General features: G+C 56.6%; 21 protein-coding genes. 10 read left to right on the top strand and 11 right to left on the bottom strand.

Annotated elements, in window-relative coordinates; all coding sequences use genetic code 11:
- Positions 1–392 precede the first annotated feature (392 nt).
- From orn to ABRP87_RS09540, 3 genes are all read right to left on the bottom strand, one after another.
- Positions 393–965 (bottom strand): oligoribonuclease, encoded by a 573-nt coding sequence (gene orn, locus ABRP87_RS09550; RefSeq protein ID WP_349868537.1) that lies wholly within the window; start codon positions 963–965, stop codon positions 393–395.
- A 126-nt stretch (positions 966–1,091) separates the two neighbouring features.
- Positions 1,092–2,378 carry a hypothetical protein gene (locus ABRP87_RS09545; protein ID WP_349868535.1) on the bottom strand — a complete coding sequence of 429 codons (1,287 nt, stop codon included), beginning with the start codon at positions 2,376–2,378 and terminating at the stop codon, positions 1,092–1,094.
- Entirely contained in the window at positions 2,375–3,259 is an 885-nt protein-coding gene (locus tag ABRP87_RS09540) for a hypothetical protein (protein WP_349868533.1), read from the bottom strand. Before ABRP87_RS09540 ends, ABRP87_RS09545 begins: the two co-directional genes overlap by 4 nt.
- A gap of 970 nt (positions 3,260–4,229) precedes the next feature.
- Here ABRP87_RS09540 and ABRP87_RS09535 point away from each other — a divergent pair.
- Positions 4,230–6,659, top strand: coding sequence for a DUF262 domain-containing protein (locus tag ABRP87_RS09535; protein WP_023025501.1), 2,430 nt, complete (start codon positions 4,230–4,232; stop codon positions 6,657–6,659).
- 93 nt (positions 6,660–6,752) lie between these two features.
- Here ABRP87_RS09535 and uriH read toward each other — a convergent pair whose 3' ends face one another.
- Complete coding sequence (uriH, locus tag ABRP87_RS09530) at positions 6,753–7,694, bottom strand: uridine-preferring nucleoside hydrolase UriH (RefSeq protein ID WP_023025499.1); 942 nt, start codon at positions 7,692–7,694, stop codon at positions 6,753–6,755.
- 152 nt (positions 7,695–7,846) lie between these two features.
- On the opposite strand from uriH, the gene ABRP87_RS09525 reads away from it, so the two are divergent.
- On the top strand, positions 7,847–9,049 hold the full coding sequence (locus ABRP87_RS09525) for an amidase (RefSeq protein WP_349868531.1): 1,203 nt from the start codon (positions 7,847–7,849) through the stop codon (positions 9,047–9,049).
- Between the two features lie 45 nt (positions 9,050–9,094).
- On the top strand, positions 9,095–9,511 hold the full coding sequence (locus ABRP87_RS09520; RefSeq protein ID WP_349868529.1) for a hypothetical protein: 417 nt from the start codon (positions 9,095–9,097) through the stop codon (positions 9,509–9,511).
- Between the two features lie 28 nt (positions 9,512–9,539).
- On the opposite strand, the gene ABRP87_RS09515 is transcribed toward ABRP87_RS09520, so the two are convergent.
- A complete protein-coding gene (locus ABRP87_RS09515) occupies positions 9,540–10,049 on the bottom strand; it encodes a 2'-5' RNA ligase family protein (RefSeq protein ID WP_023025493.1) in 510 nt (169 codons plus the stop codon).
- 324 nt (positions 10,050–10,373) lie between these two features.
- Between ABRP87_RS09515 and ABRP87_RS09510 the strand changes: the two genes are divergently transcribed.
- From ABRP87_RS09510 to ABRP87_RS09495, 4 genes are all read left to right on the top strand, one after another.
- Entirely contained in the window at positions 10,374–12,320 is a 1,947-nt protein-coding gene (locus tag ABRP87_RS09510; protein ID WP_034659607.1) for a fructose-specific PTS transporter subunit EIIC, read from the top strand.
- A gap of 145 nt (positions 12,321–12,465) precedes the next feature.
- A complete protein-coding gene (locus ABRP87_RS09505) occupies positions 12,466–13,227 on the top strand; it encodes a LamB/YcsF family protein (protein WP_023025489.1) in 762 nt (253 codons plus the stop codon).
- Positions 13,227–14,816: a 5-oxoprolinase subunit B/C family protein gene (locus ABRP87_RS09500; RefSeq protein ID WP_349868526.1), complete on the top strand. Its 1,590-nt coding sequence runs from the start codon at positions 13,227–13,229 to the stop codon at positions 14,814–14,816. Before ABRP87_RS09505 ends, ABRP87_RS09500 begins: the two co-directional genes overlap by 1 nt.
- Positions 14,806–16,593 (top strand): acetyl/propionyl/methylcrotonyl-CoA carboxylase subunit alpha, encoded by a 1,788-nt coding sequence (locus ABRP87_RS09495; protein ID WP_349868524.1) that lies wholly within the window; start codon positions 14,806–14,808, stop codon positions 16,591–16,593. The genes ABRP87_RS09500 and ABRP87_RS09495 overlap by 11 nt, the downstream gene beginning before the upstream one ends.
- Before the next feature lie 30 nt (positions 16,594–16,623).
- Here the strand turns inward: ABRP87_RS09495 and ABRP87_RS09490 are convergent, their stop codons facing one another.
- Both ABRP87_RS09490 and ABRP87_RS09485 read right to left on the bottom strand, forming a co-directional pair.
- Complete coding sequence (locus tag ABRP87_RS09490; protein ID WP_349868522.1) at positions 16,624–17,517, bottom strand: DUF8462 domain-containing protein; 894 nt, start codon at positions 17,515–17,517, stop codon at positions 16,624–16,626.
- Positions 17,518–17,543: 26 nt separating this feature from the next.
- Entirely contained in the window at positions 17,544–17,756 is a 213-nt protein-coding gene (locus tag ABRP87_RS09485) for a hypothetical protein (RefSeq protein WP_349868520.1), read from the bottom strand.
- Between the two features lie 144 nt (positions 17,757–17,900).
- Here ABRP87_RS09485 and ABRP87_RS09480 point away from each other — a divergent pair, with 144 nt between their 5' ends.
- Entirely contained in the window at positions 17,901–18,518 is a 618-nt protein-coding gene (locus ABRP87_RS09480) for a GntR family transcriptional regulator (protein ID WP_023025481.1), read from the top strand.
- A gap of 20 nt (positions 18,519–18,538) precedes the next feature.
- Here the strand turns inward: ABRP87_RS09480 and ABRP87_RS09475 are convergent, their stop codons facing one another.
- From ABRP87_RS09475 to ABRP87_RS09465, 3 genes are all read right to left on the bottom strand, one after another.
- Positions 18,539–19,318: a putative hydro-lyase gene (locus ABRP87_RS09475; RefSeq protein ID WP_349868518.1), complete on the bottom strand. Its 780-nt coding sequence runs from the start codon at positions 19,316–19,318 to the stop codon at positions 18,539–18,541.
- Positions 19,309–20,472, bottom strand: coding sequence for an NRAMP family divalent metal transporter (locus tag ABRP87_RS09470; RefSeq protein WP_349852334.1), 1,164 nt, complete (start codon positions 20,470–20,472; stop codon positions 19,309–19,311). The genes ABRP87_RS09475 and ABRP87_RS09470 overlap by 10 nt, the downstream gene beginning before the upstream one ends.
- 196 nt (positions 20,473–20,668) lie before the next feature.
- The gene (locus ABRP87_RS09465; RefSeq protein ID WP_349868516.1) at positions 20,669–21,619 is read right to left on the bottom strand and encodes a DUF559 domain-containing protein; all 951 of its coding nucleotides are present in this window, start codon (positions 21,617–21,619) and stop codon (positions 20,669–20,671) included.
- Between the two features lie 497 nt (positions 21,620–22,116).
- Here ABRP87_RS09465 and ABRP87_RS09460 point away from each other — a divergent pair, with 497 nt between their 5' ends.
- Complete coding sequence (locus ABRP87_RS09460; protein ID WP_349868514.1) at positions 22,117–23,160, top strand: ribonuclease HI; 1,044 nt, start codon at positions 22,117–22,119, stop codon at positions 23,158–23,160.
- A gap of 6 nt (positions 23,161–23,166) precedes the next feature.
- Here ABRP87_RS09460 and ABRP87_RS09455 read toward each other — a convergent pair whose 3' ends face one another.
- Complete coding sequence (locus ABRP87_RS09455) at positions 23,167–23,622, bottom strand: YdcF family protein (protein WP_349868512.1); 456 nt, start codon at positions 23,620–23,622, stop codon at positions 23,167–23,169.
- A 113-nt stretch (positions 23,623–23,735) separates the two neighbouring features.
- On the opposite strand from ABRP87_RS09455, the gene ABRP87_RS09450 reads away from it, so the two are divergent.
- On the top strand, positions 23,736–25,182 hold a 1,447-nt coding region (locus tag ABRP87_RS09450), incomplete at its 3' end, for an integrase core domain-containing protein (RefSeq protein ID WP_349868510.1).

Here is a 25,182-nt window from a genome sequence, read left to right as displayed (position 1 = left end):
ACCACCAGCAGAAAAGAAATAGCTGCCTAACCACTAGGTAGCTCCACTACGTGTCCACGATTTGCGGGCAACCCCAGATGCAGACCTCGACGAGGAGCAGCCTCCTAATGAACCAACATCAACCCCGAGCCGGACCCCAACACCGCCCCTGACACTGTCCCCCGATTCACAGATTCAAAAAGGACAGATACACCACTCCACCGGACTTGGCCGTGGCGTACTGGATTGAAGTGGTCTACAACCGCCGGCGCCTGCACTGAAGCACCCAGGATGGTCAGCCGCGTCGACTTCGAGAACCACATCACCCAAACCAAAAACGAAGAAAAATCGCTACCTAATCACTAGGTAGCTCTACTACGTGTCCACGATTTGCGGGCAACCCCATTGCTGTATCAGCTCTCCACTGTAAGGAAATGTTTCCTATAAAAGCGCAGCTCATCAATAGACTCGCGAATATCTCCTAGCGCACGGTGCGCGAATACTTTTTGGGGAACATTGGCGAAGCCTCCTGGAGACCATAATCGCATTAGTTCTTTAAGGGTAGAAACATCAATCATTCGATAATGGAGATGCTCATCTACTTGCGGCATAAAGCGGCGCAGAAAGTTCCTATCTAAGGTAATGGAATTACCGGCCATGATTACTTTTTCTTCAGAGCCAAAATGCCTATCCATATAACCCAACACTGCTCGTTCTGCTTCTCGCAGTGATACTGAGCTCTGCTGAACTTCTTCGATGAGCCCAGAGGTGGTATGCATATCTTTCACAACCCTAGGCATCTGTTCTAAGGAGCTTTGAGGAGGATGGATAACAATATCTACTCCTTCGTCGAGCTCCCTTAACTGACTATCGGTAACTAGCGCAGCGACTTCAAGTAGCTCACACCGGAGTTCATCTAGTCCCGTGGTTTCTACGTCGATCCACAGGAATCGATCGATCCCATCTGGCGATACATTGGCACACATGAAAATACCTAACTTTGATACAGAATTTAGCTTCTTCCACCCCACTCTCGGGTGGTCTTCGAAAGCGTAGCAAAGCGGTTGGACACGAGAGAAGGATTGCTGAGCCAGCCGAGATGCCAGCTCAAATTAGTCTCGTTTCAAACCAAAGCCCTCGGGAGACTTTCCCCATTTATTCCTTAAACTGGGCCAGCGCTTTTGCAAAAACCATTGCAAGGCGAACATGAATACCATTAATGCGACACCCAACGTAAGGGAAAATATAAACGCACCCCATGGAGAAGTGGGCTCTTCTGAAGAAATGTCCAAGAAACCTGGCACGGCTAAAACTGCGGCCAGAAACGCTAAAATAATAGTCCAAAAATTAAAACGCTCATGTTCCTTTTCTTGATGCTCATTTCTTCGTGCTTCATATATGTTGGAATAAATGTCTTGCCTTAACGTGATTTCATTTTCAATATCCCGATAAATAATATCGAGATCGGTCGCTTTCCTAATCGATCGCATCACGCGGGTATCCGTATGGTACTTTGGCACCGCATCTACCCAAAGGCGATCTCTTATGCGGACAAAATGTGCTTGAATGCTCTGAAACTTCTTCACCTGAAGATTCAGTTTTTCCATATATTTTTTCTCTGAACGCTCACCAACATTGATAACGTCAGTAAATTCAATTTCTCGTAGGGCGCCCGAGAGCTTAGCTAAACTCACATGTGCCCGCATCACCAGCATGATCAAATCCACATAGCGGGTATGTGCCAAACCGAAATATTTCAAATCGTCGCGCGTTTGAGCTACCTTTCTAACAAAGGCGACGCCGGTCTCTTCAGAGATAGTATCCCAGAATAAAAAGTGCCCCACCTTATCTTCCGGTGGCTCGGCATAAAAATCTGGAACACCATCGACAAAGTTGTCTGTGCCAGTTGCAAGTATCCATGACCAAATATGCCTAGCAGACCACCCTTGTGATGGTTGGCGCTGATCAGAGTTAGAAGGCGAGTCAAGCTGCTCACCTTTTACCTCAAATATTTTTCTATACACGTCTGGAAGTCGCGGTTCATCGATATAAGGCAAGGCAACCACAGAACGTATTGGCTGCATTTGAGGAATATGTGCATTAGCCGCGCTACCGGTTCGTGGAATCCCTAGTTCGATTACTGAGGACCTGGTAATCAGCTTCTTTTTCTTGTCTTTAGATGGCGTAATTAACCCGGCTTGCACAAAAGCTTCATAAACAACTTCCATACACGCTTGAAGCAACTCACTATCATTAATCGTGAGTGATGTAGCTTCAAAATCGGATTTTCCAAGCCATACGGTATTTCGCGGCCTATTAAGCGCACGAGAAATTGCGTTCAATGAATCGGAGTCAACATTTTCCGCTACTACCGTTAATGTAAGGAAACGATTAATCATCGTTTGGTTTTGCAACTATTTAGAGACCCGCTTTTGTCCTCATCGGTGGCTCCAAATTCCATTGGGGCTGGGTCTTCAAATTGCGAAAAGTCCAGTGACTTCAGCATCACAGACCCGAACTCCTCTTTAAGTTCTTCGGAATTCAGCGTGCACTCATGATTGTCATTATCCCGCGGACTTGTTTGGTAGCCGAAGGTCCGCCACTTAGTGGCCTGACCTCGAAATGTGGGCGCTTTCGTGAAATCTATCGAGTAAAAAGCGGCACGTTGTTTTTCTTCGAATTCTGAAGACTGCTTATTGCGGTCACTTTGGTCCGCCCACTCTGCCCCGACAGAGCCGCCTACGACATCCGTATACCGCCTAGACGCGCTTTCATAGAATACCTTTGGCGCTTCGTCACCGTGCTCGAATGCTAGATAATGCCGGTATTCCTGTCCCTCGTTGTTGAGGTCGTCTTTTGGGGCTCTCAGGTCCTCTTGAACCTGTGGCACAGACCAAGCTTTGGAACGTTCATCAGCGAGGTCATGACGTTTCTTTTTCGGATCCTGCGTAGGCATAACAAATTGCCGGATCCCCTTAGTTCGAAATTGCTTCCAAGAAGCCCCGTCTAACCTCTCGATTTTGGTTAGCTGATCGTCGCCGAAAGCTCCATCATTGCTTTGTCTGCGTCTCAATTCTGCAGTCGGATCAAAAAATTCGTTTTCATAGTCTGCAAATATTCCTTCATGCAGTGGGAATGTCACGCTAAATACGGCTATGCGCCAATCAGGAAGCTGTTCGACCTCAAAATTATCCGGAAGATAAAAGACTTCCCCATATTTTTCATAGTCTCTTACCCTGATACCAGCTTCAGTTTGTTTCTTTCTCAACGGCTGGGACATCCCCTACTCCTCACAGAAAACCAGATCCTGAAAGCGTCCGGAAAATTGCGTATTTTTGGATAGCGCTCTTACTATAGCACTGAATTGAGTGACTTATGCCACCAAAAGTGTCCACAGGCTGGATGCCACTACTATCACCACATGCTGCGATTACCTCGTTTAGTGGACACCCAATTTTCACGAAACTTTTGTTGGTAGGTGAGGATGTCCATTGTGAGTAAACAGTGTCAGAAACCTCAACCAGAATACGAGTATTGGTCTAGGAGGATGGTGCGAGATCCTCTACCATGGTGCCGAGTTACTTGGCATTGCCAGATACTTTTGACTTTGACAGATTGTTGATGCCCAAGGTAGCAACGGGATTTTTCCTGCGCCTAGCAGAAAAGCTTTTGAGGTAGCACGTTTCAATTGTCGTAGTAACGGGCTCACAAGGTTCTACTGTGTGGCCCTAAAACCACCCAGGAAAGAATGGGCCACTACTCAACTTAGGGACAACAGTATCGACGCCATGTCCCGGATAGTAACGGGAGCCGTTGCGCTTATTAGTGTGCTGGGATGACACGGTGACAGAGTCCGCGCAGCAGATTGCATTTGCTTGGTTGGAAAAATTTGGTCAACGAAATCTTTTAACATCTGCCGCATCAAATCAGGCGAGGGCTTTTCAAGATAGGCCGTCGGCTCAATGCGATTAGAATCGGCGGCCTTTGCGAGGTACTTCCTTACAGGGGAAGGGCAAGAGTTGATTCGAAAAACACCCTCGAAAGTTGTATTCATACAAACCGATATAGCCCCTGCTGCGGGCTATAGCTACGCCACACTTACGGTCCCAAGGCGTTGGATTGGGGTACTTCCCTTTTGATTTTATGCGTAGCCCTAGCAACTTTCGTCTCTCCCCGGGCACTTTCGGCCGCTATTGGTGTCATTTAATATAGCCTTGTCCTCCTAATTTCCTTCTCGCGAAAGGTCTCCCATGCGCGGCAGCATCCGTGAAATCTATACGCTTTATGATGGTAATAATCGCCGTCTCCTCATCCCCGTATACCAGCGCAATTACGACTGGCAGCACAAGCAATGTGCCCGGCTTTTTGACGATCTCGAGGAAATAATCCTCAGCGACCGAAAGAAACACTTCTTTGGCGCAGTAGTCGGGAAGAACCAAGATTCCTGGAATTGGATTGTCATCGATGGCCAACAGAGGCTTACCACCGTCAGCATCCTCATGCTGGCTTTCGCTCATGCCCTCCGAGATGACGAAATCCAGAGTGAAGATCCTTCGCTTGCCGAGAAAATTATCTCTGATTACCTGCGAATCGGCCATAACAAGGAAAACCCGCGTTTCAAACTTAAGCCTGTAAAAGACGACGATAAGGCCTATCAGAAATTATTTGGCCCTGAAAATGAGTTCATCAACTCATCGAATGTAACGTCTAACTACCGCTTCTTCCGCGAAAAGCTACGCTCTACCTCTTTGGACGCCGACCAGGTTTGGGAAGCGATCTGCCGCCTCGAGGTGATGCACTTGGACTTGGAGGAATACGACGAGCCCCAGCGAATCTTCGAAAGCTTAAACTCCACCGGTTTGGAACTTAAAGAAGCTGACAAAGTCCGCAACTATGTCCTCATGGGCTTGGACTCTACGCAACAGGAAAGATTGTATAACGAACGCTGGAATCCGATTGAAGAAAACTGCAGTTTTCAGACCGACTCCTTCATTCGCTGGTATCTCACTACTTACACCACCAAGACCCCACGCGAACAGGACGTTTATGAGGCATTCAAATCTTTCGCTTCCAAGCGCAAGACAAACATGTCAGAACTCTTGGATGATTTATACGCCTATTCCACGTATTTCCGCGAAATACGCGAATCCGATACCGGTTACCCTGAAGTGGACACGCAGCTTAAGCGCATGAATGAATTTATGGGCGCTGTGGTTCTACCGTTTCTCATGCCGCTTCTTCGCGACGTCCATGAATCCAAGACGACGCCTGATGACTTCCTCGAAGTATTGGTCACCATCGAGTCATATATTGTCCGCCGGTTTGTTGCAGGCATTCCCACCAACTCACTCAATAAAATCTTCGCGACTATGTATGCGGAGGTCAGCAAGCTTCACTCTGATGGCACCGCATTTGCACCAATCGTCATCTACCAACTCAATAGGCGTTCAGGCAGCGGTCGTTTCCCCACCGATGCTGAGTTCAAGGAAGCCTTTGCCACCAAGGACTTCTACAATATTCGGGCATACTGGCGGCAGTACCTTTTCGATTGCCTCGAAAATGGTGATTCAAATGATATTCGTGACGTCTCCACTGCACTGGCTGAAAATAGGATTTCTATCGAGCACATCATGCCCCAGACCCTTACGGATGCTTGGCACCAGGAGCTCGGTGACAGGGCCGAAGAAATCCACGAGTCATGGTTAAACCGAATTGGCAATCTCACGGTCACCGGCTACAACTCTTCCTACTCAAACTCTCCGTTTACGGCCAAGAAAACCATGGAAAACGGTTTCGACAGCTCGCCGTATCGCCTCAATGAGCTCCTACGGGAATCCGATCGCTGGTCCTTACCTCAGATTGAAAAGAGAACCGAGGACCTTACCGATAAAGCATTAGCCTTCTGGAAAGCTAAGCCAACCAGCTTCGTCCCACCAGAAGCAGTGCTCCCAAAGGAACCGATGGGTGAAAGCGAAGAATTCAGTAGACGAAAAATTAGCGGGTTTGAATTCGGCGACTTTAGAAAGACCACTAAGTCATGGGCTGACATGGTCGAGGCGGTTTTGAAGTATTTACTTCACGAACACCGGACCGAAATTCTTTCTTTCGCAGAAACTTCAAAATTCCTTCGCTCTGAAAAGCCTGCGGCCGAACAAGCTCGGTCCTTTCGGAAGATTGATGAAGGCCTCTATGTTCAGGTTGGAAACAACACTTCTGCCAAAATCTGGTTCCTTCGCAGTCTTTTCGAATATCTCGACTTAGATCCTGAAGATCTTGTATTCACCTTCCCTGTATCTAAAACAGATCGGACAGACGAGGCAGGTGACCAAGATAGCAGCGACACTTCAGGCAAATATGCAGAGCTCACTAAGTTCTATGATCAACTGGTTGAAGCACAAGAGCTAAAGGGTACGCCCCAGAATACCGAGTCGCTTCGCAGTGAGTTCGTTAAGGACTTTGAATACTTTAGTGTCACGGACCCCCAAGCATTATTTGGCGGTAAAGAGCTCACGGAATTCATTTCGTCCACCGCGATCTCTGAGATGAGCGACGACCAAGTCCTAGCTGTACTCACTCAGCACATCAAAGTGTCTCAAATGCTTGGTGGAAGTTATCTCCACCAGGAAATAATTAACGGCTCAATCGCAAAACTCGTTCACCGGTTGAGTGAGCTTTCATAGAGCCGCACGAGGATTTTTACAGAGCACCATACAGCCGCCTTATGCCCTGAAATTAGCAATACAAGGGATATAACGCGGCTAAGTGGCTCACTTTTAAGCTAAGTTCTTCAACGCGTCAGTAACCAACCGCCAGAATCCCGCATGGTCCAGCTTGGTAGCGACCTGGGTATGGCAGGTGTCATCGGCGTGTTCACGCAGGTCAGTCACGGTCATGCCGGTGGTAAGTGCGCCGGCGAGCTCGACGTGGACGGGCGCCTTGCGCGTTTGCACGACGCTCGGATCGATAAGGTAAGCCACCGTGCACGGATCGTGAACCGGGGGATCCGTAAAGCCTTGGTTTTGCTGATACGCCTCGCGGAAGAAACCGAAGAGGCCGACAACAAAGTCCGATATGGGTGTATTCAAGGCCTTAATTTCGGCTTCGACCTCAGCGGTGGCCAATGCCTGGTGGGTCAGATCTAATCCCACCATCGTGACTGGCCACGGCTCTTCGAAGACGATATGCGCTGCCTCGGGATCGATCTTGATATTGAATTCGGCGACTGGGGACCAATTGCCTTCGTGATAGCCACCGCCCATAAGCACTACCTCTTTGACGCGCTCTACGATGCGTGGTTCTTTGCGCGCGGCCATAGCGATATTGGTCAACGGACCCGTTGGGACCAAGGTAATGGTGCCGGGTTCGTGGGCCATGATGGTGTCGATGATGAAGTCGATGGCGTGGGCATCGGCAAGCGCGGTGCTAGGCTCCGGAAGCTCAACGCCTCTAACGTCCATGCCGGTGGAACCGTGGATCGACTCGGCAACTTCGATGGGACGCACGAGCGGGCGATCGCAGCCGGCGTGGACCGGAATCTCTGGGTGTCCGGCGATCTCCTTGACCACCAGGGCATTGCGGGCGACCTTGTCCAAGGTCTGGTTGCCGCCGACGGTGGTAATGCCCAGCAGATCGATGTTGGGGTTGCCCATGGCCAGGAGCAAAGCCACCGCGTCATCGTGGCCGGGATCGCAGTCCAGAATAATTTTTCGCGTCATGTCTCGAGCCTACTTTTGGTCACTGAAGACCGCCACGGTTTCATGGTGTAGCGCAGCTTCAATTCCTCCGAGCTCACCAGCTGTACCCTTGGAAAGCAGCAACGCACCCCTGCAAACCGTATAACCGCCATGGAAAGGAACTCGCCCCCGCCATGCCTTCAATTTCTGACCGCTTGACCCAGGCACAGCAAGAATTTAACGCGGTGATTTCCACGATCCCATTTGATGAAGACGCCGTGGATACCGCGCCTACGCTGCGCGGATTACCCATTGCCTTTAAAGACGTCGTGGATATCGCCGGGGCACCTACGACCTGTGGCACCAACGTCGATATGGGGCCGGTCCCGACGCAGAATGCCACGGTGGCACAGCGGCTAATAGATGCTGGCGCGATTCCCGTTGCCAAGGCCAATCTCCAGGAGTTTTCCTATGGCATCTTGGGCGATGCCTCCGCATATGGCCGCGTGATCAATCCGCGCGATCCGCAGGTCTGCGGCGGTGGTTCTAGTTCTGGGTCGGCGGCCCTGGTTGCGTGCGGAGCACTCGATCTCACGGTGGGTTCTGATAGCGCCGGTTCCGTACGGGTCCCGGCCGCCAGTCAGGGTGTTCTTGGATTCAAGCCCACCACCGGCGCGATCCCGCTCGATGGCGTCTTCCCCTTCGCGCCGAGCTTCGATTGCATCGGATTCTTCGCCAGCTCCATCGAGCTCATCGAGCAAGCCCTGCTAGCCACGGTGGATAAGGTACCGGCTCCGGCCGAGAACGTGGCCACCATCGATGTCTCTGCGGTGAAGACCAAAGGTGAGCGCTTTGCTGGTCTGCTGTCTGCGCTGCAAAATTCCACCTTCGCAGCCGTGGAGGACCTCGATTACGCCCAGCTCGAATCCACCATCGCTACCACCGCGAAGCTCTACGCGCTGATGCGCCTCAGGGAGGCTTATGACGTCCACCAGCCCTACCTTGACCAGCGGGAAAAGTACCAGGATGTCATCTTGGAGCGCGTCCTCGGTGGGCAGGATATTTCTCAGGCAAACTACGATGCTGCAGCGCAGCGGTTAGAGGAACTGCGCACGAAAGCACTCACGCTTTTCGATGCCTCCCCCGTCATCCTCACCCCCACCCTCGACGCCGGCCCCATCAAATGGGACGACATCACTGCAGAGAAAACTGCGGATTCCGCTGCCAGCCTGCGCCGCTGGACCGAGCCTTTCAATGTATTGGGTTGGCCGGCGATCACTATCCCACTGCGAACGAGGGACACCACGGGAGTGGGTGATGCGGTGCAGGTCATCGGCAAGCCGGGCCAGGATCTCACCGTCTTGCGCGTTGCTCGCGAAATTCAGGCACTGCTTTAAGCACACCGCAATTCTGCGCGTCTCTGCCTGCTGACGGCGTTGGTTATGAGTACTCCAGCACAGCTTGTCGCGCGGTTGCGCGCTGAGGCCGATGACGGCTCCTTGGAGTCATTCTGCTTGGATACCGGCATTGAACTGCTGGTTCTTTTTGGCAGCGCGCACGTAGATGCCGCCAATGCGAATGATGTTGACCTTGCCTATTCGGTCGATTTCTCGCGCGCGAAAGCTGAGCGTCCCAACGTGTTCGACGTTGCCACGGCGTTTTACGCCCGCTATGGTGACGGCATTGATCTCATGTGCCTGGATACGGCGGACACGGTGGCGCAGCATGAAGCTCTGCAAAAGTGCGAGCTCTTGGTAGATCCGTCCAATTCCAAGTATGGAACGCTGCAACTGATGGCGGCACGGGAATACATCAATACGGCGTACCGCCGCGAGTTCGAACTCAGGAGCTTAATGTGACGGTCTTGCAAACTTTATTTCGCGCTGGCTAGCCTCCCGCTAGCACCGTCTTTTCTTGCGTGCGCGGGCGCCAATACGCCGCTTCTATTGCGTTAAGTACCTTGAAGTGCGAGGACGTCAGCTCATCCATCGCGGTTAAATAGTCACCCACGTCCTCGCGCGGTAAGCGCAGACCCATCGTCAGATGCGGCGTCCAGCGCGGACCGCGGCCTTCGGAATTGGCGGCGCTAATCTTCCGCGCTGCCATTTCGAGTTCATCGCTAGTCTCTAATAACCAAGCCACGGTTCGTTTCCGCTTGGTGCCGAAGATGACGTTTCCCACGCGCCGAAATGTCGCCGGAACAACCGCCGGTAAAAGCTCCGCGGCAAGGTCAACAACGTGGGGCTCCATCTCCGGTGCGAAGGTCACCGTAATATGCGGGCGCTGGTTTTGCACGGGGAATCCGCGCTCGGCCAGACCGGCAAAGATCTCCCGAATCTGCTCTTCCTGCTTTTCCGGCAGGTAAAGCAGGATATTATCCGGCGATGCTGTACTCACAATGCGGCTTTCTTCGTTTCAAGTGGGCACGATTCATTCGTGCTCCCGAAGTGCGGGCGATTTCGGTCCTGTTTCTACTTCTAGCTCTGGTTCTAGGGTACCGCCGGTCAACGCTTGTGGGAACTCCGCGATGCTATAGGTCCTATGCACAGTTTGAGCAAACTCGCCCTTCAAGAATCGCATCGCGCCTTCAATTGACGCAGAGGACGTTGCACATCGGACGCTGCTCAGAGGAGGTTGCGCATCGGAGCCTTACAACGGACCCTGCGCAAAGAACCTTCCAATTCTCTTGTGCTCGTTTAAACGGGTGCCTTTAATAAGAGTATGAGCACATCAGATTCTTCGCCTTTTATTCTCGCCATCACGGCGTGCCCAACGGGTATCGCCCATACTTATATGGCCGCCGAGAACTTAGAGGCAGCCGCCAAAAAGCTGGGCTACCGCATCAAGATTGAAACGCACGGTTCCATCGGCGTGGAGGGCAGCTTCAGCGCACAAGACATCGAGGAAGCCGATGCCGTTGTCATCGGTGCCGATACCGTCATCGCAAAGGACCGATTCCACGGCAAGCGCTTGGTGGCCACCGGCGTAGACGAGGCCATCAAACACCCCGAGCAGCTGTTGACCAAGTCCTTGGAGGCGGCACCATGGAAGGGTGAGGATAAGGGGGCATCGGAAAGCGAGGCAGAGGACGCTGCGGAAGATGCGGGGCTGCGCGGTATTGGGCAGACCATGTACAAGGCGCTGATGAACGGCGTTTCCCACATGATTCCTTTCGTGGTCACCGGCGGATTGCTCATCGCCGTGGCGCTGTCCTTGGGTGGCACGCCCACGCCGGAAGGACTGTCCATTCCTGAAGATAGCTTCTGGAATACGCTCAATGAGCTCGGTGGTCTGGCATTTTCGCTGATGGTGCCGGTGTTGTCTGGCTACATTGCCGTTGGCATCGCGGATAGGCCGGGGTTAGCGCCAGGCCTTATCACCGGGCTCATCGCTACGACCGGCTCGCTGTACGGGTCCGAGGCTGGAGCCGGATTCTTGGGCGGTATCGTCACCGGTATTCTCTCCGGCTACGTGGCACTTGCGATCAAGAAGATTCCGGTGCACAAATTCATCGCGCCGATTTGGCCGATTATCGTCATCCCGATTTTCACCACGCTGATAGTGGGCTTGGCCTTCATCTATTTCATCGGCGCCCCGATTGCCACCGCCTTCGAGGCCATGACCGAATACCTCGGCGGGCTACAGGGCTCATCTGCGATTGTGCTGGGTCTTATCATCGGCGCGATGATCGCTTTCGATATGGGCGGGCCGTTCAATAAGACTGCTTTCCTGTTTGGCGGCGGCATGATCGCTGCGGGAAATGCGGCCCCGATGGGTATGGCCGCCGCCGCGATTGCGGTCCCACCGCTCGCCGTGGGCGTGGCCACCCTCTTGCGCCGCGGTTGGTTCAATAAGGCGGAAAAGGACTCCGGTATCGCCGCACTATTTATGGGATTTTTCGGCATCACCGAAGGCGCCATTCCCCTGGCCGCGGCGCGTCCCCTGCAGGTCATCCCGGCCAACGTTGTGGGTGGTGCCGTCGCCGGTGCCATGGCCGGCGCGTTTGGCGTCCAAGATCATGTCATGCACGGCGGCCCCATCGTCGCCGTCCTCGGCGCGGTGGATCAGGTGGCGTGGTTCTTCCTGTCCATGCTCTGCGGCGTTGCCGTGTGTGCCGCGCTCATGCTTCTGCTCATTCGCCTGACACAGCGCTCCCCGGAAACAGAGGAGAACACGGAGGAGTCCACCAAGCTCCCGCTTCTCGGTACCTCTACCATCAGCCTCGATGAACCGCTCGGTAATGACTCTGAGGCCGTCATCAAGTCGCTCGTTTCCCTCGCCGCCGCCGATGGCCGCATTAACGACGCCGCTGCGGTTGCCGATGCCGCCCTTGCCCGCGAGGCCCAACACTCCACCGGCGTAGGCCACGGCGTGGCCATCCCGCATGCTCGATCCGCTGGGGTTACCGCACCGACGCTGGCCTTCGCCCGGCTTCCCGAAGGCGGCCTCACATGGGGCACCGGAGAAGATCCCACAACCTTAGCGTTCCTCATCGCCGTGCCCGATGACGCTGGAAAGCAGCACTTGAAGCTGCTGTCCACCCTCGCCCGCGCCATCATGAAGGAAGATTTCCGTGCCCAGCTGCACGCGGCCAGCTCCCGCGAAGAAGCAGAAGAGGTTATCTCCTCTGCCCTCCAGGTCCAACCGCAAGCCGCCGTGGAGTCTTAGTCTTCTGCCCTGCCCTCGGCCGCCCCTGAGAGGAGCTGTTCCACCGACACCACTCCGCCCAAAAAGTAACCGCCTTCACAAATGGCAGTGGCACGGGTTACACTTGGAACCACACTCATTGTTCAACAATTAAGGATGGTGTTGAATGGCTTCGCTCCACATTGATCTCAACGCGGACTTGGGTGAAACCACCGCTGGCAACCCAGTAGCCGATGATGCCGCGATGCTGGAGATGGTCTCTTCCGCCAATGTCGCCACCGGCTTCCACGCCGGTGACCCGCACTCCATTGCCCAGACCCTTAAGGCCGCGGCGCGTGCGGGAGTAACGGTCGGTGCGCACGTGGGCTATAACGATCCAGCAGGCTTCGGCCGCCGCTTTATCGACTACAACGCGGCGGAGCTTGCGGACGAGGTCACTTACCAAATTGGTGCGCTCGATGCGCTGGCGCGCGCCAATGGCACGCGTGTGTCCTACGTGAAGCCGCACGGCGCGATGTACAACACCATCGTCAAGGACGAGGCACAGGCCAAGGGCGTCATTGCGGGCATTAAGGCCTTTGGCGATCTCCCCGTAATGCTGCTGCCAGGCGGCCGCGCAGTCGATATTGCAGAATCGCAAGGCCTCACCGTCATCCGCGAGGCATTTGCGGACCGCAATTACAACCCCGATGGCACGCTGGTCTCCCGCAAGCAGGACAATGCGGTATTGGGGGATGAAGGGGATGTCGTCAAGCGCGTGCTAGAAGTCGCCCAAACCGGATCCATTACCGCCATCGACGGCACCACGCTCGATGTCGATGCCCAATCCGTGTGCACCCACGGTGATTCACCGGGCTCCGTGAAATTGCTGCGCGGTGTGGTCGATTGCCTCAGCGCGGAAGGAATCGACATTCGGAGCTTTATCTAATGCCGCATATTCACTTCGTTGGCACCCGCGCCCTGCTCATTGCTTTAGACGGGCTCGAGCAGGTCATGGCGTGGCATGCGGCGCTGTCCGCTAAACCGCTCAAGAACCAAGTGGATTGCATTGCCGCCGCCACCACATTGCTCATTACCTTTGAGGCGCCGAATTCCGCCCGCGCGGCCGCAGAGTTCCTGACGGGCTTCTCCCCTGCCGCTGCTACTGCTAAGGAAGCGCGCACGGTCGACATCGATGTGCTTTACGATGGCGACGATGTCGACGCCGCCGCCGATCTCCTCGGCATGTCGCGCGAGGCCTTGATTGACTGGCATACCTCTACCGAATGGACCGCCGCATTTGGTGGTTTTGCCCCCGGCTTTACTTACTGCGCGCCTTCTGATCCGGCCCAGGCCAAGGCCGTGCCACGCCGCTCCGATCCGCGTACGGCCGTTCCGGCTGGCGCCGTGGGCATCGCGGGCGAGTTCTCCGCGGTCTACCCGCGCGTTTCGCCAGGTGGCTGGCAGTTGCTCGGCACCACCAATACCCCGATGTGGGATTCACACGCTAACCCGCCCGCGCTGGTGCAGCCCGGTGACCGCGTGCGCTACCGCGCCGTGGACGAGCTGCCGGACTTGGTGGATCGCAGCGCGGAATCCAAGCGCTCGCCGGCCCGCCTGCCCCGCATGGAGGTCCTCGATGCCGGCCTGCTCACGCTTTATCAAGACCTTGGCCGCCCCGGCGTGGGTGACTTGGGCGTGACGCCCTCCGGTGCCGCCGACCACGCCGCCGCGGCAACCGCGAACGTTGCCGTGGGCAATCCGCGGGGTGCGACGGTGCTAGAAAATATCGGCGGCATTAAGCTGCGCGCGCTGACCGATACCGTCATCTGCGTTACCGGCGCCACTGCCCGCGTCCGCCTGGGTGAGATGCCCGTGCACCTCGCCCGCCCGGTGCTCGTAACCGCTGGCCAGACCGTGACGGTCGGTGCCGCAACAGTGGGAATGCGCAACTACGTGGCCATTCGCGGCGGCATCATTGCCGAATCCGAGCTCGGCTCCTCTGCCACCGACGTCCTCTCCGGCCTCGGCCCCGACCCCGTCACCACCGGCGATGTCATCGGCGTGCTGCCGCGCTCGACCGGCATGACGGATGCACAATTGGTCAACCCCCTGCGCGTATCCGCTGACTCCGCCGGAAAAACGCGCGCGACGCTGCGCTGCGTGCTGGGCCCGCGCGATGACTGGTTTGGCGATAATATCTCTACCTTCCTGGATACCGAATGGGTCGTCTCCTCTGATTCCAACCGCGTTGGCCTCAGGCTTTCGGGGACGAAAGACGGGGATGTCACCGTGCAGCGCGTCAAGGATGGCGAGCTGCCCTCCGAGGGAATGGTGGCCGGTTCCATCCAGATCCCGCCGAATGGCAAGCCGGTGGTCTTCCTGCGCGACCACGCCGTCACCGGCGGCTATCCCGTCATCGCCACCGTGCTGGAAGAAGATATCGACATCGCCGCGCAGCTCCCGCCCGGCGCGCGCGTGACCTTTCGCCTCGTGACACCTCAAGCTTTAAATACTGGAGTAGAAAATGCAGATTAAAACCGTCCTCATTGCTAACCGCGGCGAAATCGCCGTGCGCATCGCCCGCGTAGCCCGCGACTTGGGTATTAAGTCCGTCGCCATTTATTCCGAGGCCGATGCCGGTGCCCTGCACACCCAGGTTGCCGATGAAGCCTATGCTCTGCCCGGCAATACCGCCGCCGATACTTACATGAATATCCCGGCGCTGCTGGATATCGCCGTGCGCGCTGGCGCCGATGCCATCCACCCGGGCTACGGTTTCCTCTCCGAAAACGCCGACTTCGCCCGCACCGTCACCGATGCCGGCATGGTGTGGATCGGCCCCTCCCCGGAGTCCATCGAGCTGTTGGGCGATAAGATTGCCGCCCGCCGCGTTGCCGAAGAGGTCGGCGCGCCCCTGGCTCCGGGCACCTCAGATCCCATCGATGATTGGCAGGAGGCCCGCGCCTTTGCCGAGGAGCATGGCCTGCCGATTGCCATCAAGGCCGCTTATGGCGGCGGCGGGCGCGGCCTTAAGGTCGTGGATTCCATGGATGAGATCGAGGGCGCGTTCAACTCCGCCGGGCGCGAGGCCATGGAGGCCTTCGGCCGCGCCGAGTGCTACGTGGAGAAGTTCCTGACGCACCCGCGCCACGTGGAGGCGCAGGTCCTGGCGGATACCCACGGCAACGTCCGCGTGCTGGGCACCCGCGATTGCTCCACCCAGCGCCGCTTCCAAAAGCTCATCGAGGAGGCCCCGGCGCCCGCGCTTTCCGATGCCCAGCGCACCGGCATCATCGAAGGCGCCCGCTCCATCTGCTCCCACGTGGGCTATACCGGAGCCGGCACCGTGGAGTACATCGTTTCCGAGGATGGAACAATCTCCTTCTTGGAGGTCAATACCCGCGTCCAGGTCGAACACCCCGTGACCGAGGTGGTTACCGGCACCGATATCATCGCCGAGCAATTCCGCATCGCCGCGGGCGAGCCCCTGTCCATCTCTGAGGATCCAGCCTCCACCGGCCACGCCTTCGAGTTCCGCATCAATGCCGAGGACATCCTCAACGGCTTTGCCCCCTGCCCCGGCACCATCGTCTCATTCGAGCCACCCACTGGCCCCGGCATCCGCGTCGATTCGGCTGTCCGCTCGGGATCCATTATCCCGCCGTACTATGACTCGCTCATCGCCAAGCTCATCGTCTGGGGACCCACGCGCGAGGTAGCCCTCGCCCGCTCGCGCCAAGCGCTGCGCGAGTTCGACGTCTCCGGCGTGCGCACCGTGCTGCCCTTCCACCGCGACATGATGGACGAGCCAGCACTTATTGGCACCGCGTCTTCCGCTGAGGCCGATGCCGGTGCCAGCGACATCGGCGTGTTCACCGACTGGCTCGACCACAATTACCGGCCCTCTGCCGCCAACCAGGTAGACAAGGTCGAAGCAATCTACACCAAGCGCCGGACGGTCGCGGTAGAAATCGACGGCAAGCTCGTCAATATCGGCGTGCCCATGGATTTCCTCGCTGGTGCTGGTGCCGGCGCTGGCGCGGGCGCCGCGGGTGATTCTGATGCCACCGCCCCCTCGACGGCCGGGGCGCAATCTACCGACGATAACGCGGTCACCTCCCCCTTCGAGGCCAACCTCGTGACCTGGAATGTATCCGATGGCGATAGCGTCTCCGAGGGCGATTCCATCGCCACGGTCGAGGCCATGAAGATGGAATCTGCCATCAAGGCCCCGCGCGGCGGCACCATCAAGATCCTTGCTGAAGAGGGCGACCGCCTGGATTCCGCGACGGTGATTGCGACCATCGACTAGCGCGTGCTGCCTGCCGGTTGGCCCGCGCACCTACCTGGGCGCCTGGCCGCGCAAATACTCGCCAAGGTAGGGCAAGAGGAAACGCACGGTTCCATAGCGGCGGCTAGCGATGAGATCGCGCTCTAATAGCAGCTTGCGGGCCATGGAAATGGCATTGGGAGTCTTGCCCAGGTGCGCCGCGATGGCACCGGTGGGAATATCAGCCCCGTGTTCGGATTCCAGCTCCGCCATGGCGTTGAGAAAAGCGCGCTGGGCGTCAGGAACATTCTTCAACGCAATCCTGTGCACCTGGTTGCCCATATGCGCTGGAATCTCGCGCGCAATGGAGGACACGTGACGCTCCTCGATGGCATCCGCCCCATCGAGTACCGCACGGGTCCACGCCAAAGCGCCGACCAGCTGCAATAGGTACGGATAGCCCTGCACCAATGCGGTCGCCTCTTTTAAAGCGTGCTCGCTGAAACCGCGCCCAGCCGCGGTAGCGGTGCTCTGCAGAGATTCGGCCACGGTGGCATCATCAAGCAGCCCCAAATCCAGCCTTTGAGCGCGACGCAAAAAGGTGGTGCCCTCATGCTCCAATAGCTCTTCTACCCCAAACGTCAATCCCGCGGCGGCGAAGGCGATATCGTATTCGTCGCGAATGAGATCCTGGATGGCGGTTGCGAGCTGTGCAAGCTCATCCACGCTGGCCGCTTGCACCTCATCAACCGTCAACAAGACGCCCGCATCATGGGCACGCGCGGACTTCAGGAGGCTGCGCAGCCGCGAGACCAGGCTGGGCTGGGCCTGGTTGTGGGGCAATTGCGTCGTCACAGATCCCACGCCCGCCACCGAGAATCCCGTGATCTTGCGGCCAGGAGTCTCCGTATAGTCCAGCTCCTCGATGGCTTCCGGAATCGTGGAATCGCGCAACTGCGTCACCATCTGGGCATCCGCATAGGCGCGGATAACTACCCACCCAAGGCGGCGCGCGGATTCTTCAAACTCATTGAGAAGTACCGTTTTCCCACCCCGCGCGTACCGCTGACTAGCAAGGCGCGCTGCATGCTGCCCACACCGCCCACCAGCCCATAGTTAAACGAGCTGATTTCAAATTCGCGCCCGGCCAACTGCACCGGCGACGCGCCGAAACTGGGGCGAAAAGGATTCTTATCCGGAATCACTCTGACAGACCTTCCATTTAGATCCTTTAGAACTATGGTTTAAGTTTAGATCCTTTAGAACTTCGCCGCCTCTTTAGAACTTTTAGATCTTTAAGTCATACGGAATGGCCGTTGACGCCTCACCCATTCAGTAAGGTGAGGGACATGCTTTCCCAGTCCGTCGCCACCGCTTTGCGCCAAGAGATGTCGGCCGGCAATTTTCAGCCCGGCGAGCAACTCAGTGAGGTAAAGGTGGCTGAGCAATTCGGTTGCTCCCGCAATACCCTCCGCGAGGCGTTTACCACGCTCGCCGCCGAGCGCCTGGTCGAGCGCATCCCTCACCGCGGCGTCTTCATCGCCACCCCAGATTCCGCCTATATCCGCGATTTATTCGCCGCCCGCGCCGCCATCGAGCCGTCCGCCGCGCGGTGGGGCGCGTTTGCCGATGCCCCCTCGCTCATCTCCCTCGCCTCCTCCGCCTTCGAGTGCGCGAAGCGCAATAAGCCTCAGGAAGTCTCCTCCATCAACCAGCGCTTCCACCAAGCACTGGTAGCAGGGCTAGGTTCCGCTACCTTGGATGAGCAGATGAGCAACCTGCTCGCGCGCATGCGGCTTACCTTTTTATTGGTCATCCCGCGCTACCCGCAGCTGCACGCCGAGCACATTCAAGGCAACGTTGATGTGGCCACGCTCATCGCGGATGGAAAACGGGAAGAGGCCACCACGCACTTGCGCGATAGCCTCTTAGAAACTTGCGATACCATCTTGTCCTTCACGGACTAATTAAGCGGCGGGGTATATGCCTATGGGATGAGGTACTCCGCATCGCGGGCATTGGTCACCAGCATCTTGCCCGGCGCATGGGAAATGGCCAGCTCTGGCTTTGATTCCATCACGATGGCCTGCGGAGTAACCCCACACGCCCAAAAGACGGGCAGGCAACCTTCTGGAATATCCACCGCATCACCAAAGTCTGGATGAGCTAAATCCGCGATACCGATGGCCGCCGGATCCCCCACGTGCACCGGCGCGCCATGCACGGACGGATAGCGGGAGGTAATGCGCACCGCATCGGAGACCTGCGATGCCGGAATCGGGCGCATCGATACCACCATCGGTCCGGAAAATACGCCCGCAGGAGTAGTAGGAATATTCGTCCGGTACATCGGCACATTGCGTTGCTGTTTAATATGCGCGATCTCGATGCCCGCATCCACCAACGTCGTTTCAAAGGTAAACGAACATCCGATAAGGAAGCTGACCATGTCGGGGGTGTAATGGGAGGTGGCATCAGCAAGCGTGGCCGTGTGCTCACCATACTCAAAGATGCGATAGGCCGGGATATCGGTGCGGATATCGCCGCCAGGCAGGAGATCAGAGGTGTACTGTCCCGCCTCCAGAACACCGACGATGGGGCACGGCTTGGGGTTGCGCTGAGCAAAAAGCAGGAAGTCGAAGGCGTATTCGCTGGGCAGCGAGAGCAGGTTGGCCTGCATGTAACCCCGCGCATGCCCGGCGGTGGTGGTCATCTCGTGGGTGCGCGCGAACTCGCGCACCTCTTCTGGCGTGTGCATTATGCCCATATCGCTGTGATTCCTGAGACTGCGCGAAGGCCGATGAAAATGGTAAGCAGCCAGGCCAGGCCGCCAAGGATAAGCAGCCACTTTGGGTACTTATAGCCCTGCAGCAGATCCTTGCGGCGCCAAGCCACCCACATCACCAGGGCGAAGCCGATGGGAAGGATGAGCCCGTTAATCGCACCGGCGAAGATCAAGAGCTTTTGTGGCGCGGAGTTGATTATTACAAAAATGACCGTACAGACCGTAATGAAGATGACGGTGAAGATATTGCGGGTCCGGGCCGGGGTTTTCTGGGTGGTCACGAAGGATACCGAGGTATAAGCGGCACCGATGACGGAAGATAGGCCCGCAGCAAAGAGCACCATGCCGAATGCGCGGAGGCCGAATTCACCGGCCGCGTGGTAGAAGGCATCGGCGGCAGTATTATTTTCTTTTAGCGTGACGCCGGTAGCCACCACGCCCAATACCGCCAAGAAGAGCAGCATGCGCATAATACCGGTGACGATGATGCCGCTAACGGAGGTCCGCGTAATGTTCTTGACGTTTTCAACGCCAGATAAGCCCGCATCGATCAGTCGGTGCGCGCCGGCGAAAGTAATATAGCCGCCGACGGTGCCGCCGATGATGGTGGTGATGACGAAGAAATCGATTTCACCCGGCGCGACGGTATTCTTTAGCGCCTCCCCTACCGGCGGCTGGCTGACGATGGCCACGTACAACATAAGCAGGATCATCACCGCACCCAGGGCGGCCACGAGGCGGTCCAGCGCCATTCCGGCGCGGCGGGAGAGGAAGATGAACACCGCAATCGCCGCCGCAATGACGCCACCGATGCGCGCATCGATGCCGAGCATCGCGTTCAGGCCCAAGCCTGCGCCGGCGATATTGCCGATATTAAAAATCGCCCCGCCAAAAAAGACGAAGCCGGCGAGCACCCAACCCAAGCCGGGAAGGACGGTATTGCCCAGGGTGTTTGCGCGCATTCCCGTCACGCACAGCACGCGCCACACATTGAGCTGGATGGCAATGTCCACCAAGATGGACAACGCAATAGCGAAGGCAAAAGAAGCGCCCATCTGGACGGTAAAGACCGAAGTCTGGGTCAAAAAGCCCGGGCCGATAGCCGAGGTAGCCATGAGGAACATGGCGCCCGCCATGGCGCCAATGCCCTTGGGCGGGGTCTTCGCTTCCGCCTGCACCCCCGCCTGTGCCGAGGCAGAAGCTTGTTTTTCAGCACTCACTAGTTTCACCTTTCGTGACGCCGGTCTCTCTTAAATGTGATTCGCATCATCATAATTGCTACCCCGGAGGTTGTTCAACAACATTTATGGCAAGGGGTGCTGCGGGGGTGATCTACGCTACTTTTCCCGCCTTTCGCTCCAGGTATTCAACTATTGTCTCCACTACCCTATTCGGGTCATTGACCAGCTCTTTTGGCCCGAATCTCAATACCGTAAATTGCTGATTTTCAATCTCTCGTTGCCTGCGCATCTGTTCCTTGACCACTGTTTCCGGCGCTTTCCCATAAGTACCGTCGTACTTAGTGTCCCCGTCGACCTCGATAATGAGCCACCCATCGATACATAAGTCAGCCCGGTACTTTCCCAATACGCGAAATTGAGGGTACACAGTGGCAGCGGGAATCCTTTCAATAATTAACGCCCGCAAAAGCGACTCGTACGGTGATTCGGAACCGGCATACGCATGCTTAACTACCATTTTCATGGGGATAGGCCCCTTCATCCGAGCCATTGCTGCCCGTGTTTCCTTCAGATCTTCTACCGAAACCAGGCCCGCACGTAACGCGGAATCGACCGCAACAAGCCCCTCCGCAAACCCATGTAGCCTGGCGATATCCAAGCATGTCCGCGCCGGATTCGTCACGCGGACTCCAGACCTTTCCACCGTTGTTTCCTCTATCCGTGCCATGCGGTAATACTTTCGCGGCCACTGCGTGTGCGGTGGAATACTTCCTGACGGTGAAGCGAGCTCAACGAGCTCATTTCTCCGGGGAATCACCCAAATTCCCCAAATACGCGCAGCTGACTTAGCCACCAACGATGCCCTGTGTGCACTTAGGCCGGCCCCTAAAGTCAGGGCCAACTGTTGCTTATGCCATGGCCAGCTTTCCCAGGTCGTTGTTTTCACTGCAATCCAGGGAGCAACTCGCTTTAGTTCTCCTGAGTAAAGCGCTGGATAGTAAGGACTTGTTGAACCTGCATAACGAAGATTAATTAACTCATGATTTAACATGCTCTTTATCTTCGCCGCTTCTTGGAGAAACTGCTGAGCGTGATGCTCCAAATGGTCACATTCTGAGCTCCTTGCTGGACACCTGCACCGAAAGGGTGCCAATCCCACAAGGCGGGCGACTAGCACCTTTTGCGAAGGCCCGGAAGTCGGTCGCTTTGGTCAGAGTTCGAAGGTCAGCCTCCTATGGTCAACCTCCACTGCAATAACTGAGCAAACTGGCGCCTCAAATATCGCAAATCTTCTTCAAATATTGCATAGGACCCTGCACATTTTGCGAAGCTTCCTGAGGAAGCCTTTGAGCAGCCGGTTGCGAAGCTCCCTGAGGAGGCCTTCGACCTACCCGGTTGCGGAGTATGTTGAAGCGGCTTTGCGCAGCTTTTGGCGGAGCTTCTGAGGGACCCTTTGAACAGCCCACCGTACAGCCCTTTGCGGCACTGTTGCGGTCCGGACCGCAACGAGTACTAGAACTATCGCGAACCTTCACGAATCGAGCCCACATCAGGCGCGTGCAGCTCACAGCTGGAATGGGGCGTGATTTACTAGTACCAATGGAACCCCTCGAGCTCTCAGCACTCACCGGCACGCAATCGCGCACCTATGGCACCCGCAAAATCACCAAGGACATGATGTCTGCGCCGGTCCATGTGGCGATCGCGTTGTGGGATGAACGCTGGGATTCAGCGGAGGATGGAACCATCGAGGGGTGGGTCATCGCGGTCAACACCCCGCAGGCACGCTTCGTGCGCAAGGGCCAGATCAAAAAAGGCGATATCGTCAAAGTTGCAGTAAACGAGCTACAGCGGGCCTTGCACGGAATAGATGGACGCACCTGGATTGTCACCGGGCGTAGGCAAAATGCGCTGCGAGCGGCGCTCGAGAAGCGCGGCTATACGGTGACGGGGAGCTTTGCGGGGGAGAATCGGGCATCGGCAAGCGCGAGCTCCGCACGCCGCAAACAAGCTGGCCTGACCGCGCGGAAGGCGCGCAAGCTGGGCGAGGCCCCGAAGAAGAAGGAAACCAACCAGGTCGAAACACCAGAGGCGAAATGGTGGCCCAACTTCTCGCACACGACGTCGTGGCCGACGAGCGCGGTGGTACGCATTGCCACCGATGCTTCCTCCGATACAGTGTTCAAGGGCTCAATGTGTTTCGTGGCGGGAAACGGTGACTACCGCCTGCGCACCCGCGAGACGAAAGCTAGCACGGACGAACTGGAGCTTGAAGCGCTCACGCTCGCGTTAAAGTACCTGCTCAAGGTAGGTGCAACGAAGGCCGTGATCGAATCCGATTCCGTCGCGGCACTGGACGCGGTCAACCATATCCTGCACAAGAAGGGCTCCAAGGCGGCGCGTCCGGGACGCAGGTGGCGCGGGGTATCGTCTGGTGCGCGCTCCCGATTCCAGCAGGCTTGGGGCGACCTTGAAGGCACCTGCGAGGTGGACATCCGCAGGGTACTCGGGCATGCCGGGGATCCGCTCAATCGCGCCGCCGATCAGATTGCGTATATGGGTCTGCGCGCCATTGCCCACCCCATGAAGCAATCTCGGCCTACCCTGCAAAGCGGGATCAGTAAGGCACTCAAAGTGGTATAGCCTCGGTTACCTCCGCAGTCGCCGCCACAGGATTCGCGCCGCGGAATGCGGGGTCGCCGCAAGCTCGCGCAGGTAATTGCGCGGCATCGACAGGCACGGCGTGCGCGCGGAGTGAACGGTTATTGCAATGCCCAAATGCCAAGCCCACAATGTGGTGCGCAGGGCATGGAAATCGTTGGTGACCACCTGCAATACGGCATCTGGTGCGAGGCTGTGCGCGTTTTCTAGGTTCTCATTTGTACTGGTAGCAGCCGGTTCCACGAGCACATCCCGAGGATCAACACCCCGCTGGATTAGGTATTCGGCCATCGCGCCCGCTTCCCCGCGGCCAGAGACGATGACCGTCTGCCCAGAATAGAGTTCGAGCGTCTTATCCAAACGCGACCGCAGCATGGCGCCCGGATGACCGTGGGCAACACGGGAGCCCAAAACAAGGAGCGGATCGCGTGGGGAATTTTCCATGCTCATTAGCTTAGACCTGTGATGTCTAGCGACTTTTTGGACGTGGAGTCCAGGATGTTTTTGGACGGGATGTCTAGTGGCTTTTTGGACGTTTGCGGCAATGGAATAGCCGGATGGCTATTCCATTGCATAAGCGTAGAAAGGTCGCAGATTTCGATCCCGTTCGTGACGGCAAGACGGTCACACAGTTTTGCAAAGAATTGGCAATCTCGCGGCAGACGTACCACAACATCAAAAACCGCATAGCGCAGAAGGGCCGAGCAGGCATTGTGCCGGATTCGACTGCCCCGAAGAATCCGATTAAGAAATTCCACGAGGCCGACAAAATCGCAGTCGTCCACGCCAGGCAACAGTTGATGGAGCAAGGCTTGGATTATGGGCCCTGGTCGATCTACTACTTCTTGTTCGACACCGTAGGTCCAGATTTCACACCGTCGCGTTCTACAATCGCCTCGTGGCTCCATGAGCTGGGATTCGTTGATGCCAACGCCCGCAAACGGCCACGCAGCTCCTATAAGCGCTTCGCCCGCGATCTCGTCGGTGAACTCTGGCAGATCGATGCACTGGTCTATCGCCTCTTTGACCACGCCCACACACATGTCACGATTTACCAGATCATCGATGACGCCAGCAGATTCGATGTCGGAACCACAGCGTTCGCTCTGCCAGAAAACGGTACTGATGCGCGCGCTGTGCTGGCCGCAGCGTTCTCCGCCTACGGCAAACCTCAAGAAATCCTTTCCGACAATGGCGATGCGTTCGCCACCTATCACCGTGGTTTTCTCTCTGCTACTGAAACCTGGCTCGCCAGCCAAGGCGTACTTGCTAGTGCTGGTTTCGCCCCGACAACCCAGGGAAAAGACGAGCGCTCTCACCGCACGTTGACCCAGTTCCTCGATGCACGCCACCCAGTTAGCCTTGCTGAGGTCAACGCATATCTGGCTGAATACCGCCAGGTTTACAACGAGCGACGACGTCACCAATCACTGCTGGTCGACAAAATGCACATCACGCCACGCCAGGCTTTCGATACCTTCCCCAAGGCACCATCGCCCACGCATCCACTCGATCCCGAGCAGGTCTGGGCCCGCGTAGTCGCCTACAACCAGGCGCACAATCCACACGCTGTATCCGAAATGCTAAACGGCCCCGCTGAAGCGGCAACTTCACACGAGGCCAGCACCGATGACATGGCAGCTCAGCAAGGCATACCTCCCACCGATACCCCCACACTAACGGTGCCGACGACAAATTCAACAAACCATTGGGGTATCCCAGACCAGCTCTGCGTGAGCAAAGATGGCGTTGTACGCGTGTGCGGCTTCGGTCTCTACATTGGTCTGAGGTTTAAAAACCGCAGGCTCTACTCCACGGTCACAGCCGATAACGTTGCGGAGTTCTACACGGCCCATGACGGTGAATTCCTCTTCAGCGTGCCACTGCCGATCACGTTGAGCCACAGGCCACCAGGTGGTCAGATCAACAGAGAGTGTCTAATGGTTTGTGTGTGGGAACCTAACCCGCATAAGGAGATGAACCAGAATGACTACTATGGCGAGA

The sequence above is a fragment of the Corynebacterium sp. KPL2830 genome, assembly GCF_040225635.1.
Classification (GTDB): Bacteria; Actinomycetota; Actinomycetes; order Mycobacteriales; family Mycobacteriaceae; genus Corynebacterium.
This window is presented reverse-complemented; position numbering and strand designations above follow the sequence as displayed.

Coding starts and splice junctions, on each gene's coding strand:
- ABRP87_RS09545 (WP_349868535.1), bottom strand. CDS start 2,378: ATGATTAATCGTTTCCTTACATTAACGGTAGTAGCGGAAAATGTTGAC.
- ABRP87_RS09470 (WP_349852334.1), bottom strand. CDS start 20,472: ATGGCGGGCGCCATGTTCCTCATGGCTACCTCGGCTATCGGCCCGGGC.
- ABRP87_RS09505 (WP_023025489.1), top strand. CDS start 12,466: ATGGCTTCGCTCCACATTGATCTCAACGCGGACTTGGGTGAAACCACC.
- ABRP87_RS09525 (WP_349868531.1), top strand. CDS start 7,847: ATGCCTTCAATTTCTGACCGCTTGACCCAGGCACAGCAAGAATTTAAC.
- ABRP87_RS09460 (WP_349868514.1), top strand. CDS start 22,117: ATGGAACCCCTCGAGCTCTCAGCACTCACCGGCACGCAATCGCGCACC.
- ABRP87_RS09475 (WP_349868518.1), bottom strand. CDS start 19,318: ATGGGCATAATGCACACGCCAGAAGAGGTGCGCGAGTTCGCGCGCACC.
- ABRP87_RS09510 (WP_034659607.1), top strand. CDS start 10,374: ATGAGCACATCAGATTCTTCGCCTTTTATTCTCGCCATCACGGCGTGC.
- ABRP87_RS09520 (WP_349868529.1), top strand. CDS start 9,095: ATGAGTACTCCAGCACAGCTTGTCGCGCGGTTGCGCGCTGAGGCCGAT.
- ABRP87_RS09500 (WP_349868526.1), top strand. CDS start 13,227: ATGCCGCATATTCACTTCGTTGGCACCCGCGCCCTGCTCATTGCTTTA.
- ABRP87_RS09535 (WP_023025501.1), top strand. CDS start 4,230: ATGCGCGGCAGCATCCGTGAAATCTATACGCTTTATGATGGTAATAAT.
- uriH (WP_023025499.1), bottom strand. CDS start 7,694: ATGACGCGAAAAATTATTCTGGACTGCGATCCCGGCCACGATGACGCG.
- ABRP87_RS09455 (WP_349868512.1), bottom strand. CDS start 23,622: ATGGAAAATTCCCCACGCGATCCGCTCCTTGTTTTGGGCTCCCGTGTT.
- ABRP87_RS09540 (WP_349868533.1), bottom strand. CDS start 3,259: ATGTCCCAGCCGTTGAGAAAGAAACAAACTGAAGCTGGTATCAGGGTA.
- orn (WP_349868537.1), bottom strand. CDS start 965: ATGTGTGCCAATGTATCGCCAGATGGGATCGATCGATTCCTGTGGATC.
- ABRP87_RS09490 (WP_349868522.1), bottom strand. CDS start 17,517: ATGGTGACGCAGTTGCGCGATTCCACGATTCCGGAAGCCATCGAGGAG.
- ABRP87_RS09480 (WP_023025481.1), top strand. CDS start 17,901: ATGCTTTCCCAGTCCGTCGCCACCGCTTTGCGCCAAGAGATGTCGGCC.
- ABRP87_RS09495 (WP_349868524.1), top strand. CDS start 14,806: ATGCAGATTAAAACCGTCCTCATTGCTAACCGCGGCGAAATCGCCGTG.